The sequence below is a fragment of the Paraburkholderia adhaesiva genome, assembly GCF_021390575.1.
Classification (GTDB): domain Bacteria; phylum Pseudomonadota; class Gammaproteobacteria; order Burkholderiales; family Burkholderiaceae; genus Paraburkholderia; species Paraburkholderia adhaesiva.
The window spans coordinates 855,556-868,058 of record NZ_JAJEJQ010000003.1 but is presented as its reverse complement, the minus strand read 5'-3'; the positions used below and the strand labels follow the sequence as shown (position 1 = coordinate 868,058).

Here is a 12,503-nt window from a genome sequence, read left to right as displayed (position 1 = left end):
CGGCTAGCACGATCCAGTCAACGTGACAGAGCCCGTTGACCGGATCGGCAGGGCGGTTGCCGACGCCGAGGTCAAGTGGCTCGGAGCCAATGACGCGTCACATCCAGCAAGCGATTCACAAAGCCCCACTCGTTGTCGAACCACACCATCAGATTCACCAGGCGATCGCCGCTGACATGAGTCTGCGCCCCGTCGACGATTGCCGAATGCGGGTCATGATTGAAATCGATCGAAGCATGCGGGTCGTCCGACCAGGCGATAAGGCCGGCATAGGGGCCGGACGCTGCGCTTTTCAGCACTTCGTTGACGTTTGCAGCACTTACGTCGCGTCCTACCGACAACACCATGTCGATCGCCGACACATTGTGGGTCGGCACGCGGATCGCCTTCGCATGCACGCGGCCCTTGAGTTCCGGAAGCAGGCGTTCCACGCCACGCGCAAGACCCGTCGAAACGGGGACGATCGATTGCATTGCCGAACGTGTTCTGCGCAGGTCAGAGTGATGATAGCCGTCGATCAGGGGCTGGTCATTCATCACCGAATGCAGTGTCGTGAGCTGCACCTGTTCGATATTGAACTCTTCGTGCAGCAGTGAAAGTATCGGTACGGTCGCGTTGGTCGTGCACGAAGCGTTCGATACGAGGCGCTCCTTGCCCGAAAGGATGCTGTGATTCGTGCCGAATACAACCGTCGCGTCCACATCCGCAGCACTGTCACCGGGATGCGAGAGCAGTAGCCGCGTGCAACCCGCGTCGAGAAAACGCGTCAGCGATGCCCGATCGCCGTAGCGACCGGAACACTCGACGAGCAGATCGACTTCGAGGCCTCGCCAGTCGACGCCCTCGGGCGTGGTCTCATGGAATACCGGAACTGGCTTGCCGTCGAGAATCAACGTACCTTCTCCGACTTCGACCTTTCCCGGGAAGCGCCCGTGGGTGGAATCGAAGCGCGTCAGGTAGGCCATGCTCGAGAGATCGGCAGGTTCATTGATGGCCGAAATCCTGAAGGCATCACGGTAGTCCGACTCATAGATTGCCCGCACGAAACAACGGCCGACGCGGCCGTATCCGTTGATTGCAATACGCAGCGGTGCAGGAAACATATCAGGCACGGCGTGATTCCTTCTGAGGATGGAAGCCGTAATTCTAGCGTGCGCTCTTGAGGTCGACCTTGTTCATTCTCGGAAGGGCTGTCGATTCGATTTTCTGGAAACGGATCAGTTGATGATCATCGAGTCCGTGGAAGCCTCAAACTCCATTGATCGCTGTGCGCTTGCGCGGCGAGCGCATCGAATACGTAGGTCGCGTACGTCTGCCGCGCACACCTCGATCCCGTGATCCGGTCCGGATGAAAATCGAATCTCGACGTTAACCCTTCTACTTTGCGATTCCCACGCGTGCCACCCCGAACACGGTTATTCCACTAATTACGCTAACCATATTCGTAGCGACGAATTATTAAGCACTTTGAAACGAAAGTAAGAAAGAAATCAGACTTTGGGCGATTGGCGACAGTCCCTAAGATGGCAACTCCCGATAAACGAGTGCCACCACAATGAAACCCTCTGCCTTGCCGCGATCGTTTCCCCGTCTTCGCATTTTTTGCGCCATCGTCGCCGGCGCCGTTTCGCTCGCGTCGTGCGGTGATTCGAACACGAACCAGGCGAAAGATGCGTCAAGCGCCACAACCGTCGTACAAAAGCGGCCGAATATTCTGTAAATCATGGCCGACGATCTCGGCTATTCCGACATTCACGCATTCGGCGGCGAAATCAATACGCCGAATCTCGACGCGCTGGTCGCTTCGGGGCGCATTCTCTCGAACCATCACGCGGGCACCGTCTGCGCGATTACGCGCTCGATGCTGATCTCGGGTACGGACCATCACCTCGTCGGCGAAGGCACGATGGGCGTGCCGACCGACGAACGCAAAGGTCTGCCGGGCTACGAGGGTTATCTGAACGACCGCTCGCTGTCCGTCGCGCAACTGCTTCAGGACGCGGGCTATCACACTTACATGGCCGGCAAGTGGCACCTCGGCTCGGGCATCGTGGGGAGCGCGTCGGGAAGCGGTCAGACGCCGGACCAGTGGGGCTTCGAGCACAGTTACGCCCTGCTCGGCGGCGCGGCGAGCAACCACTTCGCGCACGAGGCCGCAGGCTCGAAAAACTATACCGAGGACGGTCAATATGTCCAGCCGGGCCAGCCTGGGCAGCCGGGCGGCACGGGTGGCAGCCCGGCAGTGTTCTACTCGACGAACTTCTACACGCAGAAGCTGATCCAGTACATCGACCAGAACAAGGGCGATGGCAAGCCGTTCTTTGCCTATGCGGCGTACACGTCGCCACACTGGCCGCTCGAAGTGCCGGACCCGTGGCTGCACAACTACACCGGCGTGTATAACGCCGGTTACGACGCCATTCGCAATGCGCGCATCGCGCGTCAGAAGGCACTCGGGCTGATTCCCACTGACTTTCAGCCGTACGCGGGACGGCCCGAAACACTCACGCGCTCGCCCGCGACGGCGAACAACGGGACGGCCAGTGCCCAATACATCAGCGCGGTGCATCCGGCGTCGGCGGGATACGTCGACTATGGCCAGGGCTACGTGGACAAAGCGTGGGCGAGCCTGTCGCCTGCCGAGCAAAAGGCTCAGGCGCGCTACATGGAGATCTACGCGGGCATGGTCGAGAATCTCGACTACAACATCGGTCTGCTGATTCAGCATTTGAAGGACATCGGCGAATACGACAATACGTTCATCCTGTTCCAGTCGGACAACGGCGCCGAGGGATGGCCGATCGATTCGGGCGCGGACCCGACGGCGACCGACACTGCGAATTCGCAGGACCCGGTCTACTCGGCACTCGGTTCGGACAACGGGCAGCAGAACGCGCAGCGCCTGCAATATGGTCTGCGTTGGGCGGAGGTGAGCGCGGCGCCGCTGCGGTTTATGAAGGGCTATTCGGGTGAAGGCGGTGTATCCGTGCCGGCCATCGCACACTTGCCGGGGCAGACGACCCAATCGCCGACCGCGAGCGTATTTACGCACGTGACCGACAACACCGCCACGTTCCTCGATATCGCCGGCATAACGCCGCCCTCGACGCCTGCGCCCGTGCTGATCAACTCGCTCACCGGCGTCGATCAGAACCAGGGCAAGGTTGTGTACAACAACCGCTATGTGTACCCGGTCACCGGCAAGTCGCTGCTGCCGCTTTTGAAGGGATCGAGCACGGCTGAGGTCCACACCGCGCCGTTTGGCGACGAAGCGTACGGCCGCGCGTATCTGCGCAGCGCCGACGGCCACTGGAAAGCCCTGTGGACGGAGCCGCCGCTCGGCCCGGTCGATGGTCACTGGCAACTCTACGACCTGACGGTCGATCGTGGCGAAACCAACGACCTGTCCGCGCAAGAGCCGACTGTGGTACAGACGCTTTTCGATCAATGGAACGCCTACATGTCGACCGTGGGCGGCGTCGAGCCACTGCGTCCCCAAGGCTATTACTGAGGACATGTCGATGCGTTTTACCCTGTCCACTGCGGCGTTCGCCGCCGCAGTCATCGCGGTCACCACAAGCGCCGCAATTACGTACGCGCATTCCGCTGCGTGGTCCAGCAACACAACCCCGGCATTCGATGCGCTGAACGATGGCCGTTCGCTCGCAGCGCTCGGCAGCGAACGTGAATGCGAACGTTATTCGGGCGTGCCAGCGCGCTGGCGCGACGACCCGAAGGCGGGCATGGTGCACCTGCACGGCGGCACGTTTGTGTTGGGCGGCGCGCACGGCTATCCCGACGAACGCCCCGCAGGCGACGGCAAGACCCGCGTCGCCGGTTTCTGGATAGACCAGCACGACGTGACCGTCGCGCAGTTCGCGGCTTTCGTGAAGGCCACCGGGTACGTGACCGAATCGGAGCGCCTCGGTGGAGGCGCGGTGTTCCATATTCCGAGTGCCGAGGAATTGAACAAGCGTGAACTCGCGTGGTGGACATGGGTCGACGGTGCGTCGTGGCGGCATCCGAAAGGGCCTGGCAGCACTGTCGAAGGACAGGGCAATCTGCCTGTCACGCTCGTCACGCAGCAAGATGCGCTCGCGTACGCACACTGGCTCGGCCGCGATCTGCCGACCGAGGCGGAATGGGAATATGCGGGCAAGGCTGGGCATGACGGCGAGGAACTCGACACCGCGCCGCGCGACGCGCACGGCAAGCCATCGGCGAACTACTGGCAGGGTGTGTTTCCGGTGCTCAACACGGCTGAGGACGGCCACGCGGGGCTCGCGCCCGTTGGCTGCTACGCGGCGAACGACTTTCGTTTGTACGACATGATCGGCAATGCATGGCAGTGGACGAAGGACGTCTACACCGGCGCGCATCAGCCGCACGCGAACGGCGACCCTGCGGTAGTCGCGCCGGCATCGCTGCGCCGCGACACAAAGATAGTTATCAAGGGCGGCTCATTTCTATGTTCCAGGGACTTCTGTGTGCGCTATCGCGCGTCGTCGCGTGAACAGCAGGAGGCCAATCTCGGGACTTCGCACATTGGCTTTCGCACGGTAGTGAGGGATCCCGCATGACGCAAGCATTCCGGCTTCTTGCCGCAGCCACCGCTGCGTTTGCGTTCGCGGCTGCACATGCTGTCGCGTTGCCTTCGACAGCGATATTGTCTGATTCACCCGCCTCGGTTTCGCGCGACCGTGTGGTGCGCATCGGCGTGACGCCAGGTACGCACGCGCAGGTCATGGACGAGGTGAAGCGCGTGGCCGCGGCACGCGGTTTGCCGCTCGAAATCGTCGTATTCGAGGATCCCGCGCGAATCGATGCCGCACTGGCCGCGGGTCGCATTGACGCGGCGAGCTTCGAGAACGCCTCGAACCTCGCGCATGCCATCGAAACGCAACGCTACCCCCTGACCAACATAGCACCGACAATCACGCTGCCGATGGCGTTCTATTCCCGGCAGTTGAGGCGTATGACCGAGCTGCACCACGGCGCGACGGTCGCGATTCCCGCCGACCCGCAAGGCATGGCGCGCGCGCTCGTGCTGCTCCAGAACTACACGCTAATCACGTTTCGCGACAGTGCGGGCCTGCATGCGTCGCTGCGCGACATCACGAGCAACCGCCTGCACCTGAAGTTCATCGCAGTGCCGCAGACGCGGCTCTATGCGGCCCTCGACACGTCGGCGTTCGTTGCGATGGACAGTGCCGATGCGCAACGCGCGGGACTCTTGCCTGCGCGTGACAGCGTCGGCATCGAAGATGCGCGCTCGCCCTATGCGGACGTGCTCGCAGTGCGGACCGCCGATCGCACGTCGCCATGGGTGCGGGAACTCGTCGCGTCGTATCACTCGGAGGATGTTGCGCATTTCATTCTCGCGCACTATCAGGACTCGGTGCGGCTCCCATGGTAGAAAACTGGTCGCTTGCGTGCAACGCGTGCGGGAAATGCTGCAACAGTCCGCCCGCATTGTCGCTGCGCGAGTTGTTCCGGCATCGCGAGCGGTTTATCGGCTGCATTGCGGTCAGCCGGGTTTTTCCCTTGCGCACTGGTGCGCGCCTCGGCGCGGACGCAAGTGGTCGTCCGCTCGATGCCGATGAGGCCGCAGCCAGCGAGGCGCTCGCACACACGCTGTTTCATCGACTCGATGGCGCTGGCGGCTGGCTATCCGTCACGCTTCAGGGTTACGACGACCGCTTATCGGGGCGCTGCCCGGCGCTCGCCGCAGACGGACGCTGCACCTTGCACGATGCCGGCAAGCCGGATCGCTGCGAAGCGGTACCGCTCGATCCGCTGCTTCCCGATCGCCTCCAGCCACACGTGCTTCGTGATCGGCGCGAGTCTATGCAGTCATTCGGCGCAGTCTGCATCCGCCCGAACTTTAGCGATGGCGCCACGCCGCTCATACGAGGCGGGCGCGTGGCTGACACGACTGCGCTCGAGCGCAGCCGGCACGCGCTCGTCTACGAGCGCAACGTGTGGCGTGACGCGGTGTTCGCGTCGCTGTGCGAGCCGTCGTCGGGATTACCAAGCCGGCTCGCGATGCTCGCGCCTGGCGTGTATCTCACGCTCCCGATCGTGCCCGCGTTGTTTGCTGTTGCGCGCTTTTCGGCACGCTGCCGCGAAGCGTGCATCGAATTGCTCGACAGTCAGATCGCGCTGATCGACGCACGTGTCGCGGAGGCGATCGCGAAGCGACGGCTCGATCTTCGACCCGTCACGCGCGAATTGCGCGGGTTCGCGGAAGTTTGCGAGCGCGCTAAAAGCGCGCTGCGGTCGATGGGCGATCGCTCGCAGCACGGAGAGGACCCGAAGATAACCGCGGATGTCGAAGCTTGGCTCGGGTTGGCCGATGACGCTGGTTTTAAAACGGTCGCGCTGGCGGCGGAAACAGTTCACTGACTGTTCACAACCACGGGCGAACCAGTGCGGCCCGCTTATCGAGCGCTGCCTTCCAGGCACACGGGCTGTGCGTCGTGATGCCCGACCCTGCGCCACGTCCGCCACCGAATGCCTCGCTCCGATACCTGCTTGACTGCTTCGATCCTGAACGCTTTCGTGCACCGCTTGCTGTCCATTTAGACCCCTTCGGTTGTCTGAAATGATGGCTCAAAGGTGTCTACGAAAAGCTGCTCGGTCCAGTGCACCGCGCTGGAATAAAGCAAAACCCTAAGTGACTTTTTCTTGCCGTTTTTCCCGCATGCACTATAAATGTAATCCATTACATTTGGGTTCTTGAGCGAGATATTCAGGGGCTGTGCATGTCGATTCTGAACGTCGCACACCTGGCTGGCGTGTCCGTCGCGACCGTCTCGCGCGTACTCAATGGCCATACGAATGTCAGGCCAGAAACGCGTTCACGCGTGATGGAAGCGGTCGAGCGTAGCGGTTATCGAATCAACGAACTCGCCCGTAATTTGCGTACGGCCGAAAGCCGTCTGCTGCTGACCATGGTGCCCAACATCGGCAATCCGTTCTACGCGGAAATTGTGCGTGGTATCGACAGCGTTGCGCGTCAGGAGGGCTACTTCATGTTGCTATGCAACACCGACGCAGAACTCGGGCGTGAGCGCAGCTATTTCGACATGTTGCGTCGGCATCGCGCCGACGGTGCAATTTGCCTGGATCCGGCCGCGATCCAGCAGGCGCTCGCCGAGGAGTCCGGCGCGTTGCCATGGGTCGCCTGCTGCGAATTCGACCCAGCCGGTGGCGTGCCGTACGTCGGTATCGATAACTACCGCGCTGCGGGCGAAGCCATGCGTTATTTGCTCGAGCGCGGTCGACGCCGTATCGCGCTGATTAATTCCGGCGATGGCTACCTGTACGCACAGCAGCGCCAACGGGCTTATCTCGACACCCTTGCCGAGGCGGGTTTGACGCCTGATCCCCGCTGGATCCTGAATCTAGACAGTCTGGATTACGAGGCGGGCGCCGCAGCTGCAGTCGCATTAGCCACGGCGGGTAGCGATGGACCAGACGCGATTTTTGCGGTGTCGGATACGTTGGCCATCGGGGTGATCAATGGCTTGCGCAGCGTTGGCCGCAAGGTTCCTGACGATGTGGCAGTCGTCGGTTTCGATGACATCGCCATCGCTGCGCAGATCGATCCGCCGTTGACCACGGTGGCGCAACCCAAGCAGGAACTGGGGCAGATCGCAGCACGGCTCCTGCTTCGACGGCTGGCTGACCCGGCGGCTGTGTTGCCCGGCGTGCTGCTGCAGCATCGGCTGATGATGCGCGCGAGCGCATGACGAACAGCCCATAGGAGAACGAAACGATGAGCCTGGCTGTGCGTTTCGACGACATCCAAAAGGACTTCGGGCCGGTGCGCGTGTTGCATGGTGTGAGCTTTGCCCTGGCGCCGGGCCGGATCTACGGTCTGCTGGGGGAGAACGGCGCTGGCAAGTCGACGCTGATGAAAATTCTTGCCGGATACGAAAAGCCCAGCGCGGGAGCGATCGAGATCGATGGGAGGCCGGTTCATTTTGGCGGTTCGCGTGAAGCGGAAGCCGCAGGTATCGTGTTGATCCACCAGGAGTTCAATCTGGCCGAGCATCTGACGATCTCGCAGAACATGTATCTGGGGCACGAGAAGCGCAGAGGCTGGTTCGTCGACGAAACGGCAATGCGTGACGAGGCCACGCAATATCTCGCGCAGGTCGGACTGGACAGACCTCCCGGCACGAAGGTACGCGAGCTGATCGTCGCGGAGAAACAACTGGTCGAGATAGCCAAGGCGCTGTCTCGCCATGCGCGTCTGCTCATCATGGATGAACCAACGGCGACGTTGACGCCAGAGGAAACCGGCCGTCTGTTCACGTTGATGGAGCGGCTGAAGGCGGATGGGGCGACGATCGTCTATATCTCGCACAAGCTCGACGAAGTCGAGCGCATTACCGACGAGGTGATCGTGATGCGAGACGGGCGTTTCGTCTCTCGTGGCGAGACGGCTGGATTCACCCGCCAGCAGATGGCGAACCTCATGGTTGGGCGCGAAGTGTCGGACATGTTCCCCGATAAGGCGCCGGTCCCCGAGAGTGCCAGCGTCGCGCTGAAAGTAGAGGGGCTTGCGGTACCCGGCTGGATCGAGGATCTGAGTTTCGATGTACGTGCTGGCGAGGTGTTCGGCTTTGCGGGTCTGGTGGGTTCGGGGCGTACCGAGGCGTTCGAAGCGCTGCTTGGACTGCGCCGCCGCAGCGCGGGCCGCGTCGAGATTGCGGGGCAGCGCATCGCGCTGAACAGCCCGCGCGACGCGATGCGCCAGGGCCTCACCTATCTCAGCGAGGATCGCAAGGGCAAGGGGCTCCATGCCGATTTGAGCCTGCAGGACAATCTCACGCTGATGACGCACGAACGTTACGCGCATCCGCTAATCGACACCAAGGCCGAGCGCGTCGCGCTACAGCAGGCCGTGGGGGAATTCGGCATTCGCGCGGGCGATCTGGCCGGTCGTGCGCGCATGCTCTCTGGCGGCAACCAGCAAAAGCTTGCGCTGGCGAAGTTTCTGCAGCCCGATCCGCGCGTGATCGTACTCGATGAACCCACGCGCGGCGTCGATGTTGGTGCGAAACGCGACATCTATTTCCTGATTCACCGGCTCGCCCGGGAAGGGCGTGCGGTGATCGTGATTTCGTCGGAGTTAATCGAGCTGATCGGCCTGTGCCATCGCGTCGCCGTCATGCGCGGGGGGCGTTTGCAGGCGATCCTGAGCGGCGAGCACTTGACCGAAGAGGAGTTGATTGCCCATGCAACCGGCACACACTGAACCCGCGCAGCCTTCGCAGATGATCCGGTTCGCGCGACGTTTGCATGGCATCGGACCGTTCGCTGGCCTGATCGCGCTTTGCGTTGCCGGTATGCTGCTGAATCGCGATTTCGCGACGCTCGAGAACCTGATGAACGTGCTGACCCGCACGTCGTTCATCGGCATCATCGCGGTGGGCATGACCTTCGTGATCATTTCCGGCGGCATTGATCTTTCGGTCGGTTCGATGGCCGCGCTGATCTCGGGCGTCATGATCTGGCTGATGAATGGGCTCGCGAACGGTATCGGCGGGCATACCGTTGCGCCGCTTGCGATTCTCACCATCGGCATCGTTAGCGCGTTGCTGCTGGGCGCACTGTTCGGTTGTTCGCATGGTCTCTTGATCACCAAAGGCCGTATCGAACCGTTTATCGTGACGCTCGGCACACTCGGTATTTTCCGCGCGGTACTGACATGGCTGGCAGACGGCGGTGCGCTGACGCTGAACGATAACTTGGCCAATTTCTATGGCCCGGTCTATTACGCCAGCCTGTTCGGCGTACCAGTGCCGATCTGGGTGTTTCTCACCATCGCGGCGACGGGCGCACTGATCCTTAATCGCACGCCATTCGGGCGACACGTCCAGGCGATCGGATCGAACGAACAGGTCGCACGGTATGCGGCCATTCAGGTCGATCGCGTGAAGATCGCGACTTATGCGCTGACGGGTATCTGCGTTGGCATCGCGACCGTGTTGTACGTCCCGCGCCTCGGCTCAGCCACGCCGACCACCGGGCTGTTGTGGGAGCTCGAGGCGATTGCATCCGTCGTCGTCGGCGGCACGGCGCTCAAGGGCGGCGAGGGGCGCGTGATCGGCACCGTCGTTGGCGCGATTCTGCTGTCCACGATTGCCAATATCCTGAATCTCACCAGCATCATCAGCGTCTATCTGAATGCGGCGGTACAAGGCGTTGTGATCATCGTCGTCGCGTTCCTGCAGCGCGGGCGGCGTTGAGCGATACGCGCAAGAACCGGAAGAAGCCGTCCGGCGGCGGACGGCTCGAGAATGAGCAGACGTTTAACCGAGAAGGACGCGCGGTGCGTCCCGACAACTAGAGGAGACGTGATGAAGCCGATTCAGCGAATGGTTGGCGCTGGTGTGCTGGCGCTAGGCGTGATGATGACGGCCGGCGCCGCGCACGCCGATGACAAGGTGATCCTTGGTGTGGCGATTCCGACTGCCGACCACGGTTTTACGGGAGGGATTGTCTGGTGGGCGAACAAGGCGAAGGCCGATCTCGAGAAAGCCCATCCGGATCTGAAGGTGATCGTGAAGACTGCAGCGAACGCGCCTGACCAGGCGAATCAGCTGCAGGATCTGGTGACCGTCAACAAGATCAACGCGCTGGTGATCTTTCCGTACGAATCCGCGTCGTTGACCCAGCCTGTCGCGCAGGTGAAGAAGAAAGGGATTTATGTGACGGTCGTCGATCGTGGTCTCACGGATACCAGCGCGCAGGACGCCTACGTGGCGGGCGACAACACCGCTTTCGGCCGGATTCCTGCCGAATATCTGGCCAAGGCGCTGGGCGGCAAGGGCAACATCGTTGCGCTACGCGGTATTCCGACCACTCTCGACAATGAACGCTGGGCCGCGTTTACCGGTGTGTTGAAAGCCTATCCGGACATCAAGCTGCTGGATGGCAAATATGCGAACTGGAATCGCGACGATGCGTTCAAGGTCACGCAGGATTATCTGACTCGGTTCCCGCACATCGATGCTATATGGGCTGCCGACGACGACATGGCGGTCGGCGTACTGAAGGCTATCGATCAGGCCAAACGCACCGATATCAAGATCGTATTCGGTGGTGCAGGCTCGAAGGGCATGGTCAAGAACGTGATGGACGGTGCACCGATGCTGCCTGCGGACGTGTCGTATTCGCCGAAGTTCATCTACGACGCGATCAAGCTGACGGCCGAAGCGCGGCTGAAGGGCGAAAAGCTGGCAGATAAGACGATCATCCCTTCGGTGTTAATCACGAAGGACAACGCGAAGGACTTTTACTTCCCCGACTCGCCATTCTGACGCTGGCCACCTCCGGCCAGGTGAGCGGACGGCATGACGCACCGCCCGATGTAATGGGCGGTGCATATACCGTCGAAACGAGGTTCGCGCAGGAACGCACATCATGAAAACCATTCAGGGCCCGGCGATTTTCCTCGCGCAGTTCATGAGTGACGAAGCGCCGTTCAATAATCTTGCCGATCTGGCCGGTTGGGCCGCGCAACTCGGTTACCGAGGCGTCCAGTTGCCGACGGATCCGCGGCTGATCGATCTCGAACAGGCGGCTGGCAGCCAGGCGTATTGCGACGATATCCGCGCGCTGCTGGACAAGCATGGCGTGGTCATCACCGAACTGTCGACACATCTGCAGGGGCAGTTGCTGGCCGTGCATCCGGCCTACGATCAGTTGTTCGACGGGTTCGCACCGCTGGCGGTGCGCGGCGATCCGGCCGCGCGGTCCGCATGGGCCGGGCAGCAACTGCGCTATGCCGCGCAGGCCTCGCGCCGTCTCGGCCTGACTGCGCACGCCACGTTTTCCGGCGCGCTGGCGTGGCCGTATCTGTACCCGTGGCCGCAGCGCCCGGCGGGCCTCGTCGAGGCTGCATTCGACGAACTCGCCCGACGCTGGCGCCCGATTCTCGACGCGTTCGGTGATGCGGATGTCGACGTCTGTTACGAACTGCATCCGGGCGAGGACCTGCACGATGGCGTCACATTCGAGCGCTTCCTTGCGGCCGTCGATGACCATCCGTACGCAAACATTCTCTACGACCCGAGCCATTTCGTGCTGCAGCAGCTCGATTACCTCGCATTCATCGACATCTATCACGAGCGCATCAAGATCTTCCATGTGAAAGATGCGGAGTTCCGTCCGAACGGCCGGCAGGGTGTGTATGGCGGCTACAGCGGGTGGCTTGAGCGCGCGGGCCGCTTCCGTTCGCTCGGCGATGGTCAGATCGATTTTGGCGCGATCTTCTCGAAGCTCGCGCAATACGATTTTCCAGGCTGGGCCGTGCTCGAATGGGAGTGCGCGTTGAAGCATCCGCAGGATGGCGCGCGCGAGGGTGCTGAATTCATTCGCCGGCATATCATCCGCGTCGCGGAGCGCGCCTTCGACGACTTCGCGGACAGTGGTGTCGATAGCGGGCACATCAAGGCGTTGCTCGGACTGTGAGGCGACCGGTTTCT

General features: G+C 61.8%; 9 protein-coding genes and 1 pseudogene. 9 read left to right on the top strand and 1 reads right to left on the bottom strand.

Features of this window, described 5'->3' with window-relative positions; genetic code table 11:
- Positions 1–71: 71 nt before the first annotated feature.
- Positions 72–1,103: a type I glyceraldehyde-3-phosphate dehydrogenase gene (locus L0U80_RS27875; RefSeq protein WP_233873912.1), complete on the bottom strand. Its 1,032-nt coding sequence runs from the start codon at positions 1,101–1,103 to the stop codon at positions 72–74.
- A gap of 452 nt (positions 1,104–1,555) precedes the next feature.
- Here L0U80_RS27875 and L0U80_RS27870 point away from each other — a divergent pair.
- The 9 genes and pseudogenes from L0U80_RS27870 to L0U80_RS27830 all read left to right on the top strand — a co-directional run bounded on the left by L0U80_RS27870 (position 1,556) and on the right by L0U80_RS27830 (position 12,489).
- Positions 1,556–3,511 (top strand): annotated as a pseudogene (locus L0U80_RS27870) (arylsulfatase).
- Positions 3,512–3,515: 4 nt separating this feature from the next.
- A complete protein-coding gene (locus L0U80_RS27865) occupies positions 3,516–4,580 on the top strand; it encodes a formylglycine-generating enzyme family protein (protein WP_373322311.1) in 1,065 nt (354 codons plus the stop codon).
- Positions 4,577–5,416, top strand: coding sequence for a MetQ/NlpA family lipoprotein (locus L0U80_RS27860; RefSeq protein WP_233873687.1), 840 nt, complete (start codon positions 4,577–4,579; stop codon positions 5,414–5,416). Before L0U80_RS27865 ends, L0U80_RS27860 begins: the two co-directional genes overlap by 4 nt.
- On the top strand, positions 5,410–6,405 hold the full coding sequence (locus tag L0U80_RS27855) for a flagellin N-methylase (RefSeq protein ID WP_233873684.1): 996 nt from the start codon (positions 5,410–5,412) through the stop codon (positions 6,403–6,405). The genes L0U80_RS27860 and L0U80_RS27855 overlap by 7 nt, the downstream gene beginning before the upstream one ends.
- A 359-nt stretch (positions 6,406–6,764) precedes the next feature.
- On the top strand, positions 6,765–7,754 hold the full coding sequence (locus L0U80_RS27850) for a LacI family DNA-binding transcriptional regulator (RefSeq protein WP_233873681.1): 990 nt from the start codon (positions 6,765–6,767) through the stop codon (positions 7,752–7,754).
- Positions 7,755–7,780: 26 nt separating this feature from the next.
- On the top strand, positions 7,781–9,268 hold the full coding sequence (locus tag L0U80_RS27845) for a sugar ABC transporter ATP-binding protein (RefSeq protein ID WP_233873678.1): 1,488 nt from the start codon (positions 7,781–7,783) through the stop codon (positions 9,266–9,268).
- Positions 9,249–10,262, top strand: coding sequence for an ABC transporter permease (locus L0U80_RS27840; protein ID WP_233873675.1), 1,014 nt, complete (start codon positions 9,249–9,251; stop codon positions 10,260–10,262). The genes L0U80_RS27845 and L0U80_RS27840 overlap by 20 nt, the downstream gene beginning before the upstream one ends.
- Positions 10,263–10,373: 111 nt before the next feature.
- Positions 10,374–11,336 carry a substrate-binding domain-containing protein gene (locus L0U80_RS27835; RefSeq protein WP_233873672.1) on the top strand — a complete coding sequence of 321 codons (963 nt, stop codon included), beginning with the start codon at positions 10,374–10,376 and terminating at the stop codon, positions 11,334–11,336.
- 103 nt (positions 11,337–11,439) lie between these two features.
- Complete coding sequence (locus L0U80_RS27830) at positions 11,440–12,489, top strand: sugar phosphate isomerase/epimerase family protein (RefSeq protein ID WP_233873669.1); 1,050 nt, start codon at positions 11,440–11,442, stop codon at positions 12,487–12,489.
- Positions 12,490–12,503: the final 14 nt, after the last annotated feature.

Bases quoted from the DNA above. Each gene is read 5' to 3' on its own strand.
- L0U80_RS27875 (WP_233873912.1), bottom strand. From the start codon at position 1,103: ATGTTTCCTGCACCGCTGCGTATTGCAATCAACGGATACGGCCGCGTC.
- L0U80_RS27865 (WP_373322311.1), top strand. From the start codon at position 3,516: ATGTCGATGCGTTTTACCCTGTCCACTGCGGCGTTCGCCGCCGCAGTC.
- L0U80_RS27860 (WP_233873687.1), top strand. From the start codon at position 4,577: ATGACGCAAGCATTCCGGCTTCTTGCCGCAGCCACCGCTGCGTTTGCG.
- L0U80_RS27855 (WP_233873684.1), top strand. From the start codon at position 5,410: ATGGTAGAAAACTGGTCGCTTGCGTGCAACGCGTGCGGGAAATGCTGC.
- L0U80_RS27850 (WP_233873681.1), top strand. From the start codon at position 6,765: ATGTCGATTCTGAACGTCGCACACCTGGCTGGCGTGTCCGTCGCGACC.
- L0U80_RS27845 (WP_233873678.1), top strand. From the start codon at position 7,781: ATGAGCCTGGCTGTGCGTTTCGACGACATCCAAAAGGACTTCGGGCCG.
- L0U80_RS27840 (WP_233873675.1), top strand. From the start codon at position 9,249: ATGCAACCGGCACACACTGAACCCGCGCAGCCTTCGCAGATGATCCGG.
- L0U80_RS27835 (WP_233873672.1), top strand. From the start codon at position 10,374: ATGAAGCCGATTCAGCGAATGGTTGGCGCTGGTGTGCTGGCGCTAGGC.
- L0U80_RS27830 (WP_233873669.1), top strand. From the start codon at position 11,440: ATGAAAACCATTCAGGGCCCGGCGATTTTCCTCGCGCAGTTCATGAGT.